This is a genomic window from Saccharothrix saharensis (assembly GCF_006716745.1).
In the GTDB taxonomy this organism is placed as follows: Bacteria; Actinomycetota; Actinomycetes; order Mycobacteriales; family Pseudonocardiaceae; genus Actinosynnema; species Actinosynnema saharense.
On sequence record NZ_VFPP01000001.1, the window covers coordinates 5,420,519 to 5,442,761 of the forward strand.

Below are 22,243 nucleotides of genomic sequence, written 5' to 3' on the forward strand. Positions count from 1 at the left end.
GGCTAGAAGACGAGGTCGGCCGAGTCGAGCGTGATCGGGACGGGCGCGGCGGTGATGGTCGCGGCTCCGGCGGCCCGGACGGTGTTCTCCAGCACGTACTGGCCCTCGTGCAACCGGTGCGCGATCAGCTCCAGCCCGGGATGATCACCCTTGCGGCTGATCGTCCAGAGGAACGGCACGCCGGCAGCGGCGTAGGCGACCACCTTCGCTTCGCGTTCGTTCCGGTCGTTACCCGGTGACCAGACCTCGACCGCCAGTCGCAGCGCCTCGGCGGGGAAGCTCGCACCGGCGGGCGGCCGGTCCATGATCACCACATCGGGGATGGAACCGTTGCGGAGAGTGGAGGAGATCTTCACTCCCACGCCGATCACCGCGTAGAGGTCTGTCCGGCCGGCCGCGGAGATCGAATCCTCGAACGGCCGGATGAGACGGGTCACCGCGAGCTGGTGCTCGCCGGAAGGAGGGGGATCCACGTGGAAGTGTCCGAAGATCAGCTCGACGCTCGAACCGTCCTCCGGGGAGGGCAGCTCGATCCATTCCTGAATGGTGTGCGGGCCGATCAACGGGTTCGGCAGGGCGGCCCCTTCCAGTCGCGCCTGGGTCTCTTCCTTCAGCGCTGCGGACATGGTTCCAACCTCCACGATCGACTTGATCATGACCGTAGCGCAGTCCCACCGGGGCGAAGCAGTGCCGGATCGGGTGAAACGCGGAGCGGCCCCTCACCGGCGGAAGTGGTGAGGGGCCGCTGTGGTGCGACTGGATCGGGCGACCGGCTTACAGGTCGAGGGTCCAGGTGTCGATGTAGCCCGTGTCCTGGCTGTACGCGTCACGCACGCGCAGCTGCCAGGTGCCGTTGGCGTTCTCCGCCGACAGGTTCAGCGTGTACGTGGCGTCGACGTTGTCCGCGCTGTCCGAACCGGACGTCACCTTCAGCTGCTTGACCGCGCCGCTCGGCGTGATCAGGTCGATCGCCAGGTCACCCCGGTAGGTGTGCTTGACGTGCACCTCGACCGTGGCGGTCGAGCCGGCCTTGCCGGCGCAGTCGGTCACGGAGATCGGGCTGGTCGCGGTGCCCAGGTCCGGCACGGCCACGTCGGTCGCGTTGGTCTTGGCCGCGCAGTTGCCCGGCTGCGGGGTGGAGGAGCCGATCACGCGCAGCAGCTTGTTCGGCGAACCGGTGCCCGCGTTGCCGACCACGCCGTTCGTCGCGCCGTTGACCAGGGCGTCACGGACCTGCTGCGGCGTGGCGGTGGGGTTCGCGGCCAGGTAGACGGCCGCCGCGCCGACCACGTGCGGCGTCGCCATCGACGTGCCGCTGATCGTGTTGGTGGCGGTGTCGTTGGTGTGCCAGGCCGACGTGATGCTGGAGCCCGGCGCGAAGATGTCCAGGCAGGTGCCGATGTTGGAGAACGACGACCGGGCGTCGGTGTTCGTGGTGGAGCCGACCGTGATCGCCTCCGCCGTGCGCGCCGGGGACGTGTTGCACGCGTTGGCGCCGCTGTCGTTGCCCGCCGCGAGGCCGTAGGTCACACCCGACGCGATGGAGTTGCGCACGGCCTGGTCGACCGCGGCGTCCGCGCCGCCGCCGAGCGACATGTTCGCCACCGCCGGCTTGGCCGCGTTCGCCGTCACCCAGTCGATGCCCGCGATGACGCCCGCGTACGTGCCGGAGCCGGCGCAGTTCAGCACCCGCACGCCGACGAGCTTGGCCTTCTTCGCCACGCCGTAGGCCGAGCCCGCGACCGTGCCGGCGACGTGCGTGCCGTGGCCGTTGCAGTCGGTGGCGTCGTTGTCGTTGTCGACGGTGTCGCGGCCGGTCACGGCGCGACCGCCGAAGTCGCTGTGCGAGAACCGGATGCCCGTGTCGATGATGTAGGCGGTGACGCCCGCGCCCTCGTTCGGGTAGGTGTAGGAGTTGTCCAGCGGCAGCGCGGCCTGGTCGACCCGGTCCAGACCCCACGACGGGGTCGGCGCCTGCGTGCCGGAGATCTTCACCTCGCCGTCCTGCTGCACGTACGACACCGACGGGTCGGCGGCGAGCTTGCGGGCCTGCGCCTCGGTCATGGTGGCCGAGAAGCCGCGCAGCGCGCTCGTGTACGTGTGCTTGACGTTCGCCTGGTACTTGCCGCTCAACGTCCCGACGCTGCTCGTGCTCATGTCCTTCAGCACGACGATGTAGCTGTCCTTGACCGCGTTGGGCGCGTCGGCCCCGAGGATCTGTCCCTCCGCGGCGGCGGAGGTGAAGGTGGTCAGTGCGGCCGTGACCGCGAACGCCGTGCCCGTGGCCAGCCCGACACCGGCCAGCCGTCTCGTCCTGGACGCGCGAACGTCTCCCATGGCGGGGGTTCTCCTCTTCGCAGGGTGGGTGCCCGGTCGGTGTCGCCCCCGAAACCGACCGGACACGGTGAGTAGTTCCTAGTTCGCCCTGCGGGTGAGGCGCAAGAATTTGGTGGCAACAGCCGACGAATGGCTCCTCCACAGTTTTATTCGTGCTGTGAACGAATTGCTGCGGAGAGTGACTGGACCGAGGGCGAAAAATATGCCCCCGGACCGGTGGTCCAGGGGCACGCCGGGTGTCGCGCGCGGGTCAGTCGCCGCGTCGGACCGCACCCAGGATCTGCTGCTCACCGGGGGTGGTGACCAGTCGCAGCGGCCGCCACAGGTTCGTGCCGAGCGCGATCACCTGATCGTCCTTGAGCGTGGTGAGCTGGTGAGCCATCTGCGGCGGCAGCCGCCAGATCTGGCTCGCCAACTGCGCCTGCCCGACCGGCAGCCGTTGCAGCAGCACGAGGTCCGCGGAATTCGCGGTGGTCGCCGCCTGGGGGTGCAAATAGGGCAACACGTACATCGTGGTCTGCCACGGCGACCGCGGCGGGAACAACTCCTGCGGCACGTGCCCGCCGTCGTGCACGACGAGCAGCGGGGTGTCCTCCGACGGCCGCGGCAGCTCCACCGGGCTCAGCCGGCGCAACTGCACCAGCGGCGACGGCCTGCCGTCCGGGCCCGCGCCCGCCGCGCGCACCACCGGCTGCCAGGCCGCCGGGCGGCCCGTCGCGATGGTGATCCACGCGCCGGTCGCCATCGCCCGCAACGCGATCTGCCGGGCCAGGTACAGCCCGCCGACCACGACCATGCGGGTCGGCGCGGACCGCAGCACGGAGATCGTCAGCGGCTCGCCCTGCAGGCCGGAGCCGAGCACCATGCCGCCGCGGTCGCCCGACGGGCTCACCACGTCCAGCATCTGCGGCGACACCAGGAACTCCGGTGCCACGCCCCTGCCGTTCGTGTCCATCAACCGGGAGTTGCTCACGCCACACCTCCGAGCGGCAGCGTCGCGGCCAGCCCGGCGACCTGCAGGCCGTTCAACGGGGTCAGCGTGATGTCGAGCTTGTCGGCCAGCGCCTTGAGCCGGTCGTCGGCGCGGTCGAGCTCGGTCGGCGTCCGCGCGCTCACCCGCACCATGCCGCGCAGGCCGACCTGGCCCTGCTCGCTGCTCGGGGAGATCGTCATGGACAGCGTCGAGGACAGCGCGCGCACGCCGGTCAGCGCGTTGAGGTTGTTGCGCATGCCCTTGGACGGCCAGCCGGTGATCGCGTAGCTGGCGTGGCCCACGCCGCCCGCCGTCACGCCGGACCACTTCTCCCGCAACGACACCGAGGTGTTCGACCCGGCCACCGAGGTCAGCTCGGCCGCCGAGATGCCCGCCCGGATCAGCTCGTCGGGGTCCAGCGGCCGGATCGACACGCCCGTCGACTCCAACGCGTTGCGCACGCGCGAGAGAGCGCCGATCAGCGCCCGGTGCGCGCCCACGACGCCGCCGCCGCGCTCCCGGATCGCCGCCGCGCACCGCCGCGGGTCCAGCCGCACCGCGATCCACGTGGTCCGACGCGCCGCCGCGGGCAGCGGGCCGAGCACCTCCATGTAGGAGTTGAGCGCGGGCGAGTTCGAGGGCAGCGCCGCGCTGCCCGGGTAGCAGTGCCAGATCACCGAGATCGCGTCGAGCACCACACCGCGGTCCTCCAACGTCGGCGCCAGCGCGCCGAGCGGCAACGACGGCGCGCTGCCCACCGCGGTGATCAGACCCGGCGCCGGGTCGACCAGCAGCACGGCGGTCCACGCGCCCTGGTGCCAGGCCATGCCCAGCGGACGGCGCTCGTGGTCGACGCCCCGGGCCACCACCAGGTCCGGCACGGCCAGGCGCAGCAACGCCACCCGCGGGTCGTCCGGGCCGATGACCGAGGACTCCTCCTCCGACGGCGGCTTCATCTCCACCGGGCCGGTGCGCTTGGCCGTGCGGCCGTGCGAGCGGAACGCGTAGCGGAACACCAGGCCGATCCACTGGGTCAGCCAGCGACCCCGGGACCGGGTGAACGCCAGGATCAACGCGATCAGCACGATGCCGCCCGCGACGTACATCGGCACGGGCGCGACGCCGTCACCGGTCGCGCCGACCGCGATCAGGACCAGGCCGACCGCGACGCCGACCTCGAGGACAACCAGGTTGGCGACCGGCAGCGAGCCCAGGCTCGCGCCCGCGGTGCGGCGGCGCGCCCGGAGCAGCGCGGCGCGCACGGCGCCACCTGCCGCCTGCGCGCGTCCCATGGCGGGATTGGGTTGGCCCGGATGTGGGGTGGTCACGGACATCCGCTCTGGTTCTCTTTCCGTCGGCGTGCGCCGGGTGGACCGACCGGGTCTGACCAACCCGCACACGGACCACCCGCCGTCCGGCTATCGTGCAGACCGTACCGCGACTGGGAGAGCAGCGAGCCGAGAATGGCATCAACACCCACCACCAAGTCACAGGTCCAGGCCTACCGCTTCGTGCTGCGCAGGATGCAGTCCGCCCTGGTGCGCAGAGACGCGGTGATGCTGCACGACCCGATGCGCACGCACTCGCGCGCGACCGCGGTGGGCGTCCTGCTCGGCGTCATCGGGTTGCTCGGCTTCCTGATCTTCGGCTTCTTCTCGCCGGACCCGCAGGTCGACGACCAGACGCAGATCGCGATCTCCAAGGAGACCGGCCAGGTCTACGTCGTGCACACGGTCGGCTCGAACAAGACGCTGATCCCGATGACCAACCTCGCGTCCGCCCGGCTGCTGCTGCTCCAGCGGTCCAACCCGGACAAGGGGCAGGCGGCGGTCTCGGGTGGTGACGCGGCGGCGGGCCAGGTCAACGCGGGACCGCAGGTCGCGGGCGGTGAGCCGAAGCTGGTCAGCGAGAAGGCACTGGCGAAGCTGCCCAAGGGGCGGCTGACGGGCATCCCGGACGGGCCGGACGTGCTGCCCAAGCCCGCCGACCGCATCGGGCCGGACTGGTCGGTGTGCGACACGCTGCAGCTGGACGAGTCGCTGAACGACCCGTCCGCGCCGGGCAAGTTCACCACCACCGTCCTCGCGGGCTACAGCGGCGGCGGCGAGCTGCTCGACGGCAACCGGGCCCTGCTGGTGCGCGCGGGCACCGACGACAAGCAGGCGTACCTGATCTACAAGGCCCCGGTGAACTCGAAGATCACCTCGACGTCCACCGTGCGGGCCAAGGTCGACCTGACCAACGCCGAGGTGCGCACCGCGCTCAACCTGAGCCAGAAGAAGCCGCGCGCGATCAGCTCCGGCCTGCTCAACGCGATCCCCGAGGCGAAGCCGTTGGTGGCGCCCGAGATCCCGGGCCGCGGCCAGAACGTGAACTACGTGCAGAACGAGAACCTGAAGATCGGCGCGGTCATCGAGGTCCGCCGCTCCGGTGCGGAGTCCGAGTTCCACGTGGTGCTCAAGGACGGCCTGCAGAAGATCAGCCGGGCCGCGGCCGACCTGCTGCGCGCGGCCTACGCCCAGGGCGCGGAACCCAAGCTGGTCGACATCGCGCGCACCAACGACGCGCCGACCGTGGACCAGCTCGACTTCGACGACTACCCGCCGGACGTGCCCGAGGTGCTGGAGCCGAACCAGAACAACCGGGTGATCTGCCTGGGCTGGCAGGCGCAGAACGTGACGTCGGACAACAAGTCGCAGCACACCAAGGTGACCATCGCGCCGTCCCTGCCGATCCCGTCGAACGTGGTGCCGGTGGAGATCAACCAGGTGGGCGCGACCGGTGAGGTCGTCAGCCAGTTCGTGATGGCGCCGGGCAAGTCGGCCGTGGTGCGCAGCGCGACGTCCACCCAGGACTTCGACAGCGGTCCGATCCACCTGATCACCGGCCGCGGCGTCAAGTACGGCGTCCCGGACGTCACCACCAGCGGCGCGCTCGGGCTCGGCGCGGACGGGTTCTCGCCCGGACCGGAGTCGATCCTGCGGCTGCTGCCCAACGGGCCGCAGCTCAACCGCAACGACGCCTCCCGCAGCTGGGACTCGATCCCCGTGCCGAAGAACAACGGCGTGCTGCCCGAGGAGAAGGCCGGGAAGCAGGGCGGCTGACTTTCCGGTGCTGAGCCCTTCGGGGGAACCGGCGTGTGCCGGTTCCCGTCAGAGGGTGCAGGAGGTGTCGGGGTGAACGAGGTCACACGCGGGCCGGCGGGCGGCGGGCAGGTTGCGGTCGACCCGCGCCGGCTCGAGCTGTACGCGCGGCGCGTCGAGGAGGCGGCCGAGGAGCTGACCCGTGCGCGGGCCGAGCTGCGGGACGCGCCGATGGGCCCCCGGAGCTTCGGCGAGCTGGGGCGCACCCTGCGCAGCGCCGAGGCGTACGGCCGGGCCGCCGGGCTGCTGCACCAGCAGCTCGACCGGGCGTGCGAGGTGCTGACGTCCGCGGCGAAGGGCCTGCACGACGTGGCCGAGCACTACGGCGCCCAGGACGACGACGCGGTGGCGTTGATCAAGGCGATCGACCGGCGGGCGGGGTTGGGCTGATGCGGGGCAAGGACGGCAGGCAGATCGCCGCCGAGGTCGGGCCGGAGCTGGACTACCTGTCCGGGATCAGCAGGCGGCTCGGCGTGCGCGACCTCGTGGCCGACTACTTCGCGCCCGTCGTGGGCGACTGGAACGACCTGCACGAGGAGGCGGAGCGCTGGCGCAAGGCCGGGTTGGTCGCCGAGCACGTGACGCGTGACCTGACCAAGCCGCTGGGCAAGCTCGACTCGGCGTGGCAGGGCAAGGACGCGGACTCGTTCGTGGAGCACATGCGGGAGGTCGGCCTGGCCGGGCACGACATGTCCGACGCGATGCACGCGATGAGCGAGGCGTTGGACCAGACCGCCGAGGGCATCCGCGGGATCGTGCAGGACATGTCCCGGGTGTTCGCCGAGGCGGCCGACGCGGTGTCCGGCGCGGCGGCGTTGCCGGTGGACGGCGACCGGCGCGTGGTGGAGGCGTTGGACGAGCTGCACGACCCGGCGAAGGAGCTGCACGAGTCGGTGCGGGACGTGCTGGAGGCGTTCCTGCGGCTGTGCGAGGGGGTGTCGGGCTCGGACGACTTCGCCGACGTGAAGATGGAGCACCGCTACCCCGAGCGGAACTGGTCGTACACCCCGCCCGTGAAGCCGACCGCGCCGGAGCCGCCGGCCACCACGCCTCCGGCGGAGACGAAGCCGGCCGCGTCCGGTGGGGCCGGGTCCGGATCGGGCGGTGGCGGTGTGCCCGGTGGCGGCGGTGGCGGTGTGCCCGGTGGTGGCGGTGGCGTGCCCGGCGGTGGTGGTGTGCCGGGCGGTGAGCACGCGGAGCGGTTGCAGCAGGGCGGGTCGACCGGGGTGTCCGAGCCCCGTCCCGCGGAGCCCGGGGCACGTCCGGCGGCGGCCGCGGCGGCGGGCCCGTCCGGTCCGCCCGCGGCCGGCGGCACCGGGATGATGGGCGCGGGGATGATGGGCGGCATGGGCGCGGGCGGCCAGCAGGGCGGCGACAAGGACCACAAGTCGAAGGTCCAGCTCGCGGGCTCGACCGAGCAGGTGTTCGGCAAGCCCAAGAAGTCCGCACCACCCGTCCTGGGCGAGGACTGAGCTGTCCGAGCGTTGAACTCACGGGCCTGGACGTAGGACTCACGAGGAAGGGCCGCCCGTCGGGCGGCCCTTCCGGCGTCAGATCGTCGAGCGCCTGGGTGGTGCGAGGGCGCGGCGGGCGCGGTTGCGGTTCACGGTGTGGACGATGAACAGGGTCAGCAGGAGCAGGCCGACGCCCGCGCCCGTGCCCGACAGCGCCACGATCATCGGTGTGCTGCTCGGCGGGTTCAGCGGACCCAGGTTGGTGATCAGCTGCTCCGGCGTGGTGGGCTTCGCGCCCGGCCGCTCGGACGGCAGCTCGGCGGTCAGCGCGGCCACCGGGTTGATCATCCCGTAGCCGACCTTGTGGTCGCGGCCGTTCGGGTTGCCCGGGTGCTGCGCGGTCGCCTTGATCCGGTCCATCACCTGCCGCGCCTTCAGGTCCGGGAACCGCTGGCGCACCAGCGCGACCACGCCGGCCACGTACGGCGAGGCGAAGCTCGTGCCCTGGATGGCGGTGAGCCGCTTGTTCTCGTCGGAGTTCGCGTCGGTCAGGCCCTGGCCGCGCGGGTCGAGGGTGACGATGTTCTCGCCGGGCGCGGCCACGCTGACCCACGGGCCCCACACGGAGAACGACGACACCTCGCCGTCCATGTTCATCGACGCCACCGACAGGACGTTGTCGGCGTACCAGGGCGGCGACGCGACCACGTTGACCGTGTTCGGGTCCTGGTTGTCGTTCTGGCCCTGGCAGCCGCCCTTGGAGTCGATGTTGCCCGCGGCGGTCACGATGACGACGTCCTTGTCGTTCACCGCCCAGTCGATCGCGGCCTGCAGCTCGCGTTCCTGGTCGCTGGGCGCGCTCGGGGCCGCGCACGCGGTCAGCGAGATGTTGATGACCTGCGCGCCCTGGTCGACGGCGGAGATGATGGCCTTGGCCAGCGTGGCGACCTTGCCCGCGGAGTCCCGGTTGTCCTTCTTGGCCGGGTCCTCGTACTTGAAGTGGTTGCTGGTCTGCCGGAACGCCAGCACGGTGGCCTCGGGCGCGGCGCCGATGAACCCGGTCTGCTCGTCCTTGCTGGCCGCCGCGACGCCCGCCACCTCGGTGCCGTGGCCGTCGCAGTCGTCGTTGCCCTTCTTCTCGGTCTCGACGTAGTCGCCGGCCGGGATGACGCGGCCCTGCAGCCGCGGGTGGGTGTTGACGCCGGTGTCGATGATCGCGAGCTTGATGTCCTTGCCGGTGGCGAAGCGGTGCGCCTCCTCCAGCCGGAGCTGCATCTGGCCCCACGGCTTGTTCGGGATCGGGCGGTTGCCCGTGCCCGAGGTCACGCACTCGGTCTTCTTCTGGTAGTCGACGTCTTCCTTGGGCGCCTCGGGCGGGCGCAGGAACGACCGGTCCACCGGCGGCGGCTGCGAGTTCGGCCGGGCGTTGGCGTTCGTCGTGGACGGCTGGGCGTACGCGCCGGGTGCGGTCACCAGGGTGACCGCGGCCGCGGTCAGCGCGGCGATCTTGCGGATGCGCATCGGGTCCTCACGCGGGGATGAGCTGGCGCATGGCCACGTACAGGTCCATCACCGCCAGCGCCAGCGGCAGCACCGCGGCGATCAGGATGGCTTCCAGCACGTCGACCGTGCGGCGCAGCACCGGGGAGAACTTCTGGTTGGGGAAGATCACGCCGAGCACCAGGGCGGCCGCGCCGACGATCACCAGGGCGCCGAACACGTACAGCAGCCGGTCTCCCGGCGACGACTCCACCAGCCACCCGAGCAGCACGCCCGCGCCCGCGACCATGCCGCTGACCAGCAGCGCCACCGCCTGCGCGCCGTTGGCGTACGCGCGGCCCCGCAGCAGCAGCACCAACGTCACCACGATCGCCAGCAGCGGGCCCCAGATGGTGCCGTCGCCCGCGGCGATCACGGCGAACAGGGCGGCCGTGCCGCCACAGCCGATGATCATGCCGGTCAGGTACTCGTGCGCGTTCGCGGTGCGCCGCTCGATCACCGAGTACTCCGGGAAACCGGTGTCCTCCTTGAGGTCCTCCGCGCTGCCCGGCACGGTCGGCAGCGGCAGCTTGGCCAGCTGGATCGTCAACCGGGGCAGCACGGACAGCGCCGCCAGCGAGACCGCCGCGGTGCCCGCCGCGATGCCCTGCACGGGGTGGTCGACGAAGATGCCGATCAGGAACGCGAGGGCGCTCAGCGCGCCGGCCGTGGCGGCGGCGATGAACACCGTGATGCCCCGGCCGATCAGCAGGATCGCGGCCGAGGCGAAGATCAGCACCAGCACGCTGGCCAGCAGCAGGCTCGGCCGGCCGATCGGACCGGGCACGATGTAGAGGCCGGCGACGTAGGCCATGGGCAGGCCGCCCGCCGCCGCGACCAGCACGCCCGTGCCGGTCGCGGAGTAGGACCGGGCCACCACCGCGCCCGCCGCGATGGCGACGACGGCGAGGACGCCCGCGCAGATGGCGGGCGCGAGGTTGCCGCCGCCCGCGAGCGGACCGGCCATCAGCACCGCGACCGCGGCCGTGATGAGCGCCAGCGCGCCCGCGAGGTGGCCGTAGCGCCGCGCCGTGTCCTTGGTCCACGGGCGGAAGCTGTCCGGGTCCGACTCGGCGATCGCGTCGACCACGTCGTCGTACAGCGGGGGCGGCGGGTTCTCGTTGCGCTTGCGCAGCTGCAGGAGCTCGCCGTCGACCACGCCGAGCGAGGCCAGCGTGCGGCTGGGGTCCAGCGGGGCGTCGCCCAGCTTGGCCAGCGCCCAGCCGCCGTGCCGCACGCCACCGTCCGGAGTGGCCTCCTTGGCCATGTCCAGCAGCATCGGCAGCAGGTCGGCCACCGCGACGTCGGCGGGCAGCGCGACGTCGATACGCGTTCGCGGCGCAACCACCGTCACCCGGCTGAACACCGTCGTACCGGTCGCCACCAGCGCCCCCTAATGTCCTGATCAGTGTGTGCCGTGGTCCGCCCCGACCTTATTGGTCCGGTCGGACGCGGTTCGGTCCGCCCCTGGCGGAGCAGACCCAGTATGGGGCCGGGGGCCGCCGTGGCACGGCCGTTCCGCGCAACACGTCGGCCGCGGATTTCACCGACCCCCCGTCGTGCGGGGTTCCGATGCGCCATAGTGTCGGTGCGACTGTGGCGGGCCGAGGCAGTGGAGCGCAGTCGGGGTGTTGGTTTCTGGATCGACCTGAAGAGGTGCCTGTTAGGTGAGCACGCTGCAGTTCAAGCGCACGGCACGCCTCGCCGCCCCCCGCCCTCCGGGCGGTGAGGTCCACCTCGAACCGCCACCCGAGGTGCCCCGGGTCATCCCCGGCAACATCATGATGAAGGCGATGCCCGTCGTCATGATCGTGTCGTCCGTCGGCATGATGGTGCTGATGTTCAGCTACAGCGGGCGCAGCCCCGCTGCGATGATCATGCCCGGCATGATGCTGGTCTCGACCATCGGCATGATGGCCGGCGGCATGGGCAGTGGCAAGGGCCAGAAGAAGGCCGAGATGAACGAGGACCGCAAGGACTACCTGCGCTACCTCGGCCAGATGCGCGACCGCGCCCGCGAAGCCGCCAACGAGCAGCGCGCCGAGCGCGAGTGGGTGCACCCCGACCCGCAGATGCTGTGGTCCCTGGCCACCACCCGGCGCATGTGGGAGCGCCGGCAGAACGACCCCGACTTCTGCCACCTGCGCGCGGGCCGCGGCTCGCAGCGGCTGGCGACCCGGCTCGTGCCGCCGCAGACCGGCCCGGTCGAGGAGCTGGAGCCGATCGCGACGCTGGCGCTGCGCCGGTTCGTGCGCGCCCACTCGCTGGTGCCCGACCTGCCGATCTCCATCGCGCTGCGCGGCTTCGCCGCCGTCGGCCTGCTCGGCGACATCGAGGAGAAGCGCGGCCTGGCCCGCGCCCTGCTGGCCCAGATGGTCACCTTCCACTCGCCGGACGACCTGCTGATCGCCGTCGTCACCACCGGCCGCACCAAGGCCGAGTGGGAGTGGATGAAGTGGCTGCCGCACGTGCAGCACCCGACGATCGTCGACGGCATCGGCCAGATGCGGATGATGGCGGGCTCGTTGGCCGAGGTCGAGCAGATGCTGGACGACCAGCTGCGCGACCGGCAGCGGTTCACCCGCAACGCGCCGCCGCCCGCCGACCAGCCGCACGTCGTGATCGTGATCGACGACGGCGACGTCACCCGGGAAGAGCAGATCATCCTGGAGGAGGGGCTGGTCGGTGTCACGCTGCTCGACCTGTCCGAGTCGCTGGGCAACCTCACCGCGCGCCGCGGCCTGCGGCTGGTGATCGAGGACGGCAAGCTCGGCGCGCGCAGCGCCAGCGGCGTGGAGTGGTTCGGCTCGCCGGACTGGCTGAGCGTGGTCGAGGCCGAGGCGCTGGCCCGGCGGCTGTCGCCGTACCGGATCGGCGGCGTGGACGCGGGCGGCAGCGACGAGGACCCGCTGTCGATGAGCAACAACCCGCCGCTGCTGGAGTTCCTGGGCATCCCCGGCGACCCGATGACCTTCGACGTGCAGGCGGCCTGGCGGCCGCGGCCGGTGCGCGACCGCTACCGGGTGCCGTTCGGCATCGGCGAGTTCGGCCAGCAGGTCGAGCTGGACATCAAGGAAGCGGCCATGGAGGGCATGGGCCCGCACGGCCTGTGCATCGGCGCGACCGGTTCCGGCAAGTCCGAGTTCCTGCGCACGCTGGTGCTGGGCATGCTGGCCACGCACTCCTCGACCTCGCTCAACATGATCCTGGTCGACTTCAAGGGTGGCGCGACCTTCCTCGGCCTGGACAAGGCGCCGCACGTCGCCGCGACGATCACCAACCTGGCGGGCGACCTGACCCTGGTCGACCGCATGAAGGACGCCATCGCGGGCGAGGTGTCCCGGCGCCAGGAAGTGCTGGCCAAGGGCAACTACAAGAACGTGTGGGACTACGAGAAGGCGCGTGAGAACGGCGCCGACCTCGACCCGCTGCCGGCGCTGTTCATCTGCATCGACGAGTTCTCCGAGATGCTGACCGCGAAGCCGGACTTCATCGACATCTTCCTGCAGATCGGCCGCGTCGGCCGGTCGCTGCAGATGCACATGCTGCTGGCCTCGCAGCGCCTCGAAGAGGGCAAGCTGCGCGGCCTGGACACGTTCCTGTCCTACCGGATCGGCCTGAAGACGTTCTCCGCCGCGGAGTCGCGCGCCGCGATCGGCGTGCCGGACGCCTACGAGCTGCCGCCCATCCCGGGTTCGGGGTACCTGGGCGTGCAGGGCTCGCCGCTGACCCGGTTCAAGGCGCTGTACGTGTCCGGTCCGTACCGGCCCGCCGGGTTGCAGGTCGCGGGCCCGTCCGCGCCGGTGACCAGCGACAAGCGCCCGCGCTACTTCGTGCCGGACTACATCGAGATCCCCAAGGAGCCGGTCCGGCCGATCGAGCCGGTCAAGCAGGAGAAGAAGGAGGAGGACTCGAACGAGCCCTCCGAGCTCGAGGTCATCGTCGAGCGGCTGGTGGGCCAGGGCCCGCCGGCGCACGAGGTGTGGCTGCCGCCGCTCAACGAGCCGCCGTCGCTGGACACGCTGCTGCCGCCGTTGCAGGCGACCGAGGACCGCGGCCTGACCCCGCCCGGGTTCTTCTCCAACGGCAAGCTCCAGGTGCCGCTGGGCGTGGTGGACAAGCCGTTCGAGCAGCGGCGCGACCTGCTGTGGGCGGACTTCTCCGGTGCCGCGGGCCACGGCGCGATCGTCGGCGGCCCGCAGTCGGGCAAGTCGATGATGCTGCGCACGATGATCACCGCCATGGCGTTGACGCACACGCCGCAGGAAGTGCAGTTCTACTGCCTCGACCTCGGTGGCGGCACGCTGGCGTCCCTGGAGAACCTGCCGCACGTCGGTGGGTTCGCCAGCCGGTTGGACGTGGACAAGGCGCGCCGGATGGTGGCCGAGCTGTCGGGCCTGATCACCGAGCGCGAGCAGCGGTTCCGCGCGCAAGGCATCGACTCGATGGTCGAGTTCCGCAACCGCAGGCGGCGCGGCGAGATCCGGGACGACAACTTCGGTGACGCGTTCCTCGTCGTGGACGGCTGGATGAACTTCCGGCAGGAGTTCGAGGCGCTGGAGCCGATGGTCCAGGCGCTGGCCGCGCAGGGTCTGTCCTACGGCGTGCACGTGGTCGTGGCGGCGAACCGGTGGGCGGAGATCCGGCCCGCGATGAAGGACCTGCTCGGCACGCGGTTCGAGCTGCGCCTCGGTGACGTCAGCGAGTCCGAGGTGGACCGCAAGGTCGCGGTGAACGTGCCGCCCGGCCGCCCGGGTCGCGGTCTGTCGCCGCAGAAGCTGCACTTCCTGACCGCGCTGCCGCGCATCGACGCCTCGTCCGACGCGGAGAACGTGGCGGCGGGCGTGCAGGACATGATCGCCAAGGTGAGCGGCGCCTGGCGCGGCCCGCGCGCGCCGCAGGTCCGCCTGCTGCCCGACCTGCTGCCGTACCCGGAGTTCCTGGGCCAGGTGCAGCAGCACCGGCCGAACCGGGGCCACCTGGTGCCGATCGGCGTCAACGAGGACGAGCTGGCGCCGGTGTACCTCGACTTCGACGCCGACCCGCACTTCATGGCGTTGGCCGACGGCGAGTCCGGCAAGACCAACCTGCTGCGCACGATCGTGCGCGGCATCATGACCAGCTACACCTCGACCGAGGCGCTGATCATGCTGGTCGACTACCGGCGCACCATGCTCGGCTACATCGAGACCGACCACCTGCTGTCCTACGCGGTGTCCTCGGCGCAGCTGACGGACATGATCAAGGACGTGCGGGGCTCGATGGCCAACCGCCTGCCCGGCCCGGACGTCACGCAGGAGCAGTTGAAGAACCGCTCCTGGTGGAAGGGCCCGGAGCTGTTCGTGGTCGTGGACGACTACGACCTGGTGGCGCCGCAGGGCGCGCAGAACCCGTTGCAGCCGCTGGCGGAGTTCATCCCGCAGGCCAAGGACGTGGGTCTGCACATCGTCGCGGTGCGCCGCATGGGTGGCGCGTCGCGGGCGATGTACGACCCGATCCTGGGCAAGCTGAAGGAGATCTCGGCGCCCATCATGGTCGGTTCCGGCTCGAAGGAGGAGGGCGCGATCGTGGGCAACCTGAAGGCGTCGCCGCAGCCTCCCGGTCGGGGCACGCTGGTCACCCGCAAGCTGGGCCAGCAGCGCATCCAGGTGGCGTGGATCGACCCGGACTGACCGGGTACCGGAACGACCGGGAGGCCCCGCCCAGGCGGGGCCTCCCGTGTGTCCGGCTCCCGGGTCCGGCGGGCCGTCGCCGCACCGCGACCGTCCCACCTGCCCGGACGGCGGCACCCCCCGGGTCGCGGGCCGCCGTGCGGCCGGTGCGGTGGACGGGTCCGACTCTGCCGGACGGCGCTCACACTCGACTCACGCCGTCCCGGGGGTTGTCGGTGCGCTGCCCTATGCTTCGGCGCGCACGTTAGGGGGGTGGCGCGTGGAGACCGAGTTCAAGGTGCTCGGGCCCCTTGAGGTCTGGCACGGTGGCAGGCAGGTGGCGTTGCCGACGGGCAAGGCGCGCGTGCTGCCGGCGACTCTGCCGCTCCGCGCGGGTGACGTGGTGCCGACCGGTGTGCTGGTGGACCGGCTGTGGGACGGCAGGTCGGCGAACCCCGGCCGCGCCAGGGCGACGTTGCGACTGGGCGACACGCACGCGCCGGCGGGCGACCACGCCGCGGCGCGCGAGGCGTGGCAGGCGGCGCCGGCGATCCCGGAGGAGCCGGGGCACGGCAACGTGGCGGCGTTGCGGGCGGAAGCGGCCGGTCTGCCGTGACCGGGCCGGTGACCCGCTTCGCCGTCCTCGGGCCGCTGGAGGTGTGGCGCGGTGACGAGCCGGTGGTGGTGCCCGCCGGCCGGGGCCGCGCGCTGCTGGCCGCGTTGCTGCTGCGGGCGGGCCAGGTGGTGACGGTCGACGAGCTGGTCGAGCGGCTGTGGGACGGCGACCGGCCCAACCCGCAGCGGAGCAGGGCGACGCTGCACATGGTGGTCGCCCGGCTGCGGCAGGCGCTGGGCGATCCGACCGTGGTGCGCACGGTCACGCACGGCTACGTGGCCGACGTCGCGCCCGGCGCGCTGGACCTGCACGAGTTCCGCGACCTGGCGGCGCGGGGCCGGTTCGCCGAGGCGCTGGCGCTGTGGCGCGGCACGCCGTTGTCGGACGTGCGGTCGGACGTGCTGCACGCCGAGGAGGTCGCGCCGCTGCTGGAGGAGCGGCTGACCGTCCTGGAACGGCGCATCGACGTCGACCTGGAGGAGGGCCGGGCCGCCGAGCTGGTGCCGGAGCTGCGTGCGCTGACCCGGGAGCACCCGTTGCGGGAGCGGTTCTGGGCGATGCTCGTGCACGCCCTGCACCGGTCGGGGCGCACGGCCGAGGCGTTGGCGGCGTACCAGGAGGTGCGCGTGCTGCTGGCCGAGGAGCTGGGCGTGGAGCCGGGCGAGCAGTTGCGGGAGGCGCACCGGCTGGCCCTGGGCGCGGTGCCGGAGCCGCCCGGCCGGGTGGCCGCGCCCCGGCAGTTGCCCGCCGACGTGCGCAGCTTCACGGGCCGGCGGGACGAGGTGGCCGCGCTGGACCGGTTGGCGGCGCACGCGCGGGCGGCCACCGCGGTCGCGATCACCGGCATGGGCGGGCTGGGCAAGACGGCGCTGGCGGTGCACTGGGCGCACCGGGTGGCGGCCGACTTCCCGGACGGGCAGTTGATGGTCAACCTGCGCGGCTACGACCAGGAGTTCCCGCCGCTGACGCCGGAACAGGCGTTGACCCAGTTGCTCGGCGCGCTCGGCGTGCCCGCGGAACGGGTGCCCGCGGCCCTGGACGAGCAGGTCGCGCTGTACCGGTCGGTGCTGGCCGACCGGCGGATCCTGGTCGTGCTGGACAACGTCGCCGACGTGGCGCAGGTGCGGCCGCTGCTGCCGCCGGGCGCGGGCAACTTCGCCGTGCTGACCGGCCGCAACGACCTGCGCGGCCTGGTGGCGCTGGACGACGCCGTGCTGGTGCGGCTGAACGGGTTGGCGCCGGCCGAGGCGGTGGACCTGCTGCGCCGCGTCCTCGGCCCGGACCGGGTGGACGCGGAGCCGGACGCGATCGCCGAGCTGGTGGACCTGTGCGCGGGGCTGCCGCTGGCGCTGCGGGTGGCGGCGGCGACGCTGGCGGGCGAGCCGCGCGGCGTGGCCGACTACGTGACCGCGTTGCAGGCCGGTGACGGCCTCTCCGAGCTGGAGATCCCCGGCGACCCGGCGTCCGCGGTGCACAGCACGTTCTTCCTGTCGTACCGCGCGTTGACGCCGGCCGCGCAGCGGTTGTTCCGGCTGTTCGGCGTGGCGCCGTGCCGCGACCACACCGTCGAGACCGCCGCCGCGCTGGCCGGGATGGGCCTCGACGAGGCCAGGCGGGTGCTGGGCGAGCTGCTCCGCGCGCACCTGCTGGAACAGCCGCGGGCGGGCCGGTTCGTGCTGCACGACCTGCTGCGGCTGCACGCGGAGAGCACCGCGCGCAGCGAGGGGTCCGCGGCGGAGCACGACCTCGCCGTCACCCGGTTGTTGGACTTCTACCTGCACAACATCGATCGCGCGGACCGGGTGATCCGGCCGACCCGCACCGAGCTGCCGCTGACCCCGGTCGACGGCGCCGTGCCGCTGCTGGCGTTCGCCGACCAGGCGGAGGCGGTGGCCTGGATCGACGGCGAGATGCCGAACCTGCGGCTGGTGATCCCGTACGCGGGCGAGCACGGCAGGCACGAGCACGCGTGGCAGATCCCGACCGCGCTGTGGGGCTACCTGTACCGCAACTACGTCTGGACCGAGTGGCGGGGGTTCACCGAGGTCGCGCTGGCGTCCGCGCGCCGGCTGGGCAACCGGTTCGCCGAGGCGGTGGCCCTGCACACGCTCGGCGGCATCACCCGCAACATGCGGCCCGAGGAGGCGCTGGACCACCTGCACCAGGCGTTGGCGATCCGGGAGGAGATCGGCCACGTGCACGGCATGGCGGCAAGCTGCCTGGAGCTCGCGGGCGCCTACGAGTCGTTCGGCCGGCACGACGAGGCCGTCCGGTTCGGCGAGCGGGCGGTGCAGCTGTGGGCCGGGTCGGGCAACGAGCCCGCGCTGGCGATCGCGTTGAACAACCACGCCGGGACGTTGAGCGCGGCCGGTCGCCACGAGCAGGCGCTGGAGGTGTGCCTGCGGGCCGTGGAGCTGTACCGGCGGCTGCCCGGCCGGTTGGCGCCGGCCGTGGTGGAGGAGACGTTGGCGCAGGTCCTGATCGGTCTCGGGCGGTTGACCGACGCGGCGGCGACCTACCAGCGGATCTTCGCGCGGGGCGTCGGCGAGTTGAACAGCCTGTCCGCCATGCGGACCCACCTGAACTACGCGGACCTGCTGCTGCGCCTGGGCGACCCGGGCACCGCCCGCGTGCACCTGACCCACGCCCTGGAGCTGTGCGTCAAGGCGGGTTTCCCGCAGGAGGCCGAGATCCGGGCGCGGCTGGCCGGAGGGGAGTGAGGCGCGGACCGACATCGCGGGGTCGCCGACGGGGAGGAGTCGGCGGCCCCGCGATCCGGTCGTCACCGCGGCGAGGGCCGGACGGGCGCGTCGCCCCCCGACGACCCGCCCGTCACCGGGACCGGCTTCCCCCCTCGATCGGACCTCCGGTCCCGCGGCCCGTTGGAGTCGCGGCGGTGCACGTGACCACTGTGCGCGACGGACCTCACAATCGGCTCACGGCCTGCTCACCCCGGCGGGAATCGCCCGCGACGCCGGGTGACGAGGGCGGGTACACAGGCGGCGTCGACACCACGTGGAGCGGAGGGCTGCCCGGTATGACGGCGAACGTCCGGTTCGGCGTGCTCGGACCGCTGGACGTGCGGCTCGGCGAGCGGCCGGTGCCCTGCCCGCGGGGCGGGCGCGCGTGCTGCTGGCGACGTTGCTGCTGCGCGCCAACCGGCCGGTGGCGGTGGACGACCTGGTCGAGCGGCTGTGGGACGGCGACCCGCCCGACCCGCGCCGGGCCAGGGCCACGTTGCAGATGGCGGTGACGCGGCTGCGGCAGGCGCTGGGCGAGGCGAACGTGGAGCGCACGGCCGGGAACGGCGACCTCGCCGACGTCCCGCCCGGCGCGCTGAACGCGGTCGGCTGGTTCCACACCGAGGCGGCGTCGCTGCGCGGGGAGATCGACCACCTGTCGTCGTGACGTCACCAGGCGTGATCACGCCGGTACACTGGCGACCGTGGGGGAAAGGTCGATCACCGGGTTCGGGGTGCTCGGACCGCTCGGAGTCACGCGCGCCGCCCGCCCCGTCGCCGTCCCCGCGGGCAGGGCGCGGGTCCTGCCGGCCACGTCGTTGGTGCGGGCGGGCGAGGTCGTCACCGCCACCGAGCCGGGCGTCGAACCGGGGTCACCGCACGGGCGCTGACCCGGTACGCCCACACCGCGGCCAACGCCGTCGGGCGGCTGCCCGCCGAGGCGTCGGCCCGGCTCGGGTCCGGGTGGGGTCCGGGTGGGCGCGCTTCGTCCGGCTGGTGCGTGCCGCCACAACTCGGTAGCCGCCCGGCGGCACGTCGTGAACCATGTCAACGCCGAGGTGGAAGGGGGTCCGGTGATCGAGTTCGCCGTGCTCGGTCCGCTGCGCGTGCGGGTCGACGGCCGGGACGTGCCGGTGCCCGCCGGCGCCGGGCGCACCCTGCTCGCCGCCCTGCTGCTGCGGGCCGACGAGGTCGTGCCCGCGGACCTGCTGGTCGACTGGCTGTGGGACGGGGCGCCGCCCAACCCGGAGCGCGCCAAGGCGACGTTGCACATGGCGGTGACCCGACTGCGCCGGGCGCTGGGCGAGGCGAACGTGATCCGCACCGCCATCGGCGGTTACGTCGCCGAGGTGCCGCCCGACAGCCTCGACCTGCACCGCTACCGCGCGTTGGCCGGGCGGGGCGAGCACGCCGAGGCGCTGGCCCTGTGGCGCGGTGACCCGCTGCCGGACGTGCGGTCCGACCTGCTGCACCGCGACGAGGTCGCGCCCCTGCTGGAGCACCGCCTCGGCGTGCTCGAACAACGCCTCGACGGCGACATCGAGGCCGGTCGGGCCGCGCAGGTCGTGGAGGAGCTGCGGGTGCTGACCCGGCGGCACCCGGTGCGGGAGCGCTTCTGGGCCCAGCTGGTGCTGGCGCTGCACCGGTCGCAACGGCAAGCGGAGGCGTTGACCACCTACCAGGAGGTGCGCGCGCTCCTCGTCGAGGAGATCGGGGTGGAGCCGGGACCGGTGTTGCGCGAGGTCCACCGGCTGGTCCTGGCCGAGTCGGCCACGCCGGCGCGCGATGCCCGCCCGCCGCGCCAGTTGCCGGTCCGGCCGCGGGTCTTCGTCGGACGGCACCGCGCCCTGCGCGAGCTGGACGCCGCCGCGTCCGGTTCGGCCGTGGTGATCTCGGCGATCAGCGGCACGGCCGGCATCGGGAAGACCGCGCTGGCCGTGCACTGGGCGCACGAGGTCGCGGCGCGGTTCCCGGACGGCCAGCTGTACGTGAACCTGCGCGGCTACGACCCGTCCGGGCAGCCGATGCCGGCCGAGGACGCGCTGCGCGGGTTCCTCGAAGCGCTGGACGTGCCGCCGTCCCGGATCCCGCCGACGGCGCAGGGGCAGGCGTCGCTGTACCGCAGCCTGCTCGCGGGCCGGAGGGTCCTGGTGGTGCTGGACAACGCCCGTGACGCGGACCAGGTGCGGCCCCTGCTGCCCGGCACGCCCGGCTGCCTGGTGCTGGTCACCAGCCGCGACCGGCTCACGGGCCTGGTCGTGCGGGAAGGCGCCCGGCCCGTGCGGCTGGACCTGCTCGACCGCGACGAGGCCGTGGCGCTGCTGGAGGCCGGTGTGGGCCGGTCGCGGTCGACCGCCGAGCCGGAGGCGGTGGACCAGCTCGTCGCCCGGTGCGCGGGCCTGCCGCTGGCCCTGGCGGTGGTGGCGGCCCGCACGGCGGGCGCGCCCTCCGCGCCGTTGCGCGCGTTCGCCGACGAACTGGCGGCCGACCGCACGCGGCTGGACGCGCTGGACACCGGTGACCGGCTCACGTCGGTGCGCGACGTCTTCTCCTGGTCCTACCGGTACCTGAGCGACGACGCCGCCCTCGTGTTCCGGCTGCTCGGCCTGCACCCGGGCCCGGACATCTCGCCGGCCGCCGCGGCGAGCCTGGCCGCCCTGCCCCTCACCACGACCCGCCGCGCGCTCGCGGAGCTGGCGCGGGCGCACCTGGTCGCCGAGCAGGTCCCTGGCCGGTACTCGCTGCACGACCTGCTGCGCGGCTACGCCCGCGACCAGGCCGCCGAGGAGCACGCGCCGGCGGAGCTCCGCGAGGCCGGCACCCGCCTGCTCGACCACTTCGTGCGGACCGCCGAGCAGGCCGACAAGACGCTCTACCCGGAGCGCAAGCCGGTGGACCCGCCCCCGGCGCGGCCGGGCGTCCGGCCCGAGCACGTCGAGTCGCACGCCGCCGCGCTCGCCTGGTACGGCACCGAGTTCCGGACGTTGCTGGCGGTGGCGGCCCACGCGGCCGAGCACGCGTCGGACGCGCGGGCCTGGCTGATCCCCGAGTGCACCGCGACGTACTTCCACTCCAGCGGGCACTGGCCGGAGTGGCTGGACGCGTGCCGGCAGGCGTTGGGCGCGGCGCGACGGCTCGGCGACGTCCGGGGGCAGGCGGCCATGCACCGCGGCCTGGGCCGGGCGGCCACCCTGCTGCACCGGTGGGGCGAGGCCAGGGAGCACCTCGGCACGGCCCGCCGGCTGTTCCACGACCTCGGCGACCGCGTGTCCGAGGCTTACGTGCTGGTGAACCTCAGCGGCATCCAGGAGACGGGCAACAGGTCCACCGAGGCGCTGCCGCTGCAACTGGCCGCGCTGGAGCTGTTCCGGGAGCTCGGCCACGCGCACGGGCAGGCGCGGGCGCTCACCGCGAGTTCCTGGAGCTACCACCTGATCGGCAGGCACGAGGAGGCGGTCCGGCACGCCACGGACGCGGTCCGGTGGTACGAGCGGCTGACCGACCTGCCCGGGCACGCGGCGGCGTTCGGCACCCTGGGACTCGCCTACCGCGAGCTGGGACGGCTGGACGACGCGCTGACCATGATCCGCGAGAGCCTGGACCTCTTCGTGGAGTCCGGCGACCGCTACTACGAGGCCGGGGTGTGGCGCGACCTCGCCGAAACCCACCGGCGCCTGGGTGACCGGGAAGAGGCACGTGCCGCCGTCCGCGCGGCGCTGACGATCTTCGAGGAGCTCCGGCACCCGCTCGCCGACGAGGTGCGGCGCGAACTGGAAGAACTGGGTTGAC

The 22,243-nt window shown here is 72.9% G+C and carries 15 protein-coding genes; 9 read left to right on the forward strand and 6 right to left on the reverse strand.

All coding sequences use genetic code 11. The annotated features are described in order from the left end of the window. Nucleotides 1-2: 2 nt before the first annotated feature. The 4 genes from FHX81_RS24340 to eccE all read right to left on the reverse strand — a co-directional run bounded on the left by FHX81_RS24340 (nucleotide 3) and on the right by eccE (nucleotide 4,602). Nucleotides 3-656, reverse strand: coding sequence for a Uma2 family endonuclease (locus FHX81_RS24340; RefSeq protein WP_141980325.1), 654 nt, complete (start codon nucleotides 654-656; stop codon nucleotides 3-5). 118 nt (nucleotides 657-774) lie between these two features. Beyond that, on the reverse strand, nucleotides 775-2,337 hold the full coding sequence (locus FHX81_RS24345; RefSeq protein ID WP_141980326.1) for a S8 family peptidase: 1,563 nt from the start codon (nucleotides 2,335-2,337) through the stop codon (nucleotides 775-777). 250 nt (nucleotides 2,338-2,587) lie between these two features. Then, a complete protein-coding gene (locus FHX81_RS24350; protein ID WP_141984108.1) occupies nucleotides 2,588-3,292 on the reverse strand; it encodes a hypothetical protein in 705 nt (234 codons plus the stop codon). Nucleotides 3,293-3,306: 14 nt separating this feature from the next. After that, on the reverse strand, nucleotides 3,307-4,602 hold the full coding sequence (gene eccE / locus FHX81_RS24355; protein WP_170232155.1) for a type VII secretion protein EccE: 1,296 nt from the start codon (nucleotides 4,600-4,602) through the stop codon (nucleotides 3,307-3,309). 171 nt (nucleotides 4,603-4,773) lie between these two features. Here eccE and eccB point away from each other — a divergent pair, with 171 nt between their 5' ends. The 3 genes from eccB to FHX81_RS24370 all read left to right on the forward strand — a co-directional run bounded on the left by eccB (nucleotide 4,774) and on the right by FHX81_RS24370 (nucleotide 7,925). Continuing rightward, on the forward strand, nucleotides 4,774-6,414 hold the full coding sequence (gene eccB, locus FHX81_RS24360) for a type VII secretion protein EccB (protein ID WP_141980328.1): 1,641 nt from the start codon (nucleotides 4,774-4,776) through the stop codon (nucleotides 6,412-6,414). A 72-nt stretch (nucleotides 6,415-6,486) separates the two neighbouring features. Beyond that, nucleotides 6,487-6,843 (forward strand): hypothetical protein, encoded by a 357-nt coding sequence (locus FHX81_RS24365; RefSeq protein WP_141980329.1) that lies wholly within the window; start codon nucleotides 6,487-6,489, stop codon nucleotides 6,841-6,843. Then, the gene (locus FHX81_RS24370; protein WP_141980330.1) at nucleotides 6,843-7,925 is read left to right on the forward strand and encodes a WXG100 family type VII secretion target; all 1,083 of its coding nucleotides are present in this window, start codon (nucleotides 6,843-6,845) and stop codon (nucleotides 7,923-7,925) included. The genes FHX81_RS24365 and FHX81_RS24370 overlap by 1 nt, the downstream gene beginning before the upstream one ends. Before the next feature lie 78 nt (nucleotides 7,926-8,003). Here FHX81_RS24370 and mycP read toward each other — a convergent pair whose 3' ends face one another. Beyond that, nucleotides 8,004-9,428: a type VII secretion-associated serine protease mycosin gene (gene mycP, locus FHX81_RS24375; protein WP_141980331.1), complete on the reverse strand. Its 1,425-nt coding sequence runs from the start codon at nucleotides 9,426-9,428 to the stop codon at nucleotides 8,004-8,006. A 7-nt stretch (nucleotides 9,429-9,435) separates the two neighbouring features. Beyond that, nucleotides 9,436-10,830 carry a type VII secretion integral membrane protein EccD gene (gene eccD, locus FHX81_RS24380; RefSeq protein ID WP_141980332.1) on the reverse strand — a complete coding sequence of 465 codons (1,395 nt, stop codon included), beginning with the start codon at nucleotides 10,828-10,830 and terminating at the stop codon, nucleotides 9,436-9,438. Nucleotides 10,831-11,113: 283 nt separating this feature from the next. Between eccD and eccCa the strand changes: the two genes are divergently transcribed. From eccCa to FHX81_RS24405, 6 genes are all read left to right on the forward strand, one after another. Beyond that, the gene (eccCa, locus tag FHX81_RS24385) at nucleotides 11,114-15,118 is read left to right on the forward strand and encodes a type VII secretion protein EccCa (RefSeq protein ID WP_141980333.1); all 4,005 of its coding nucleotides are present in this window, start codon (nucleotides 11,114-11,116) and stop codon (nucleotides 15,116-15,118) included. Between the two features lie 259 nt (nucleotides 15,119-15,377). Then, nucleotides 15,378-15,713, forward strand: coding sequence for an AfsR/SARP family transcriptional regulator (locus tag FHX81_RS40720; protein WP_170232156.1), 336 nt, complete (start codon nucleotides 15,378-15,380; stop codon nucleotides 15,711-15,713). Continuing rightward, on the forward strand, nucleotides 15,710-18,433 hold the full coding sequence (locus FHX81_RS24390) for an AfsR/SARP family transcriptional regulator (RefSeq protein WP_170232157.1): 2,724 nt from the start codon (nucleotides 15,710-15,712) through the stop codon (nucleotides 18,431-18,433). Before FHX81_RS40720 ends, FHX81_RS24390 begins: the two co-directional genes overlap by 4 nt. A gap of 406 nt (nucleotides 18,434-18,839) precedes the next feature. Continuing rightward, entirely contained in the window at nucleotides 18,840-19,121 is a 282-nt protein-coding gene (locus FHX81_RS24395) for an AfsR/SARP family transcriptional regulator (RefSeq protein WP_170232158.1), read from the forward strand. A gap of 37 nt (nucleotides 19,122-19,158) precedes the next feature. Beyond that, nucleotides 19,159-19,344 carry a hypothetical protein gene (locus FHX81_RS24400; RefSeq protein ID WP_141980336.1) on the forward strand — a complete coding sequence of 62 codons (186 nt, stop codon included), beginning with the start codon at nucleotides 19,159-19,161 and terminating at the stop codon, nucleotides 19,342-19,344. A gap of 183 nt (nucleotides 19,345-19,527) precedes the next feature. Next, nucleotides 19,528-22,242 (forward strand): AfsR/SARP family transcriptional regulator, encoded by a 2,715-nt coding sequence (locus FHX81_RS24405; RefSeq protein WP_170232159.1) that lies wholly within the window; start codon nucleotides 19,528-19,530, stop codon nucleotides 22,240-22,242. The last annotated feature ends 1 nt before the right edge of the window (nucleotide 22,243 follow it).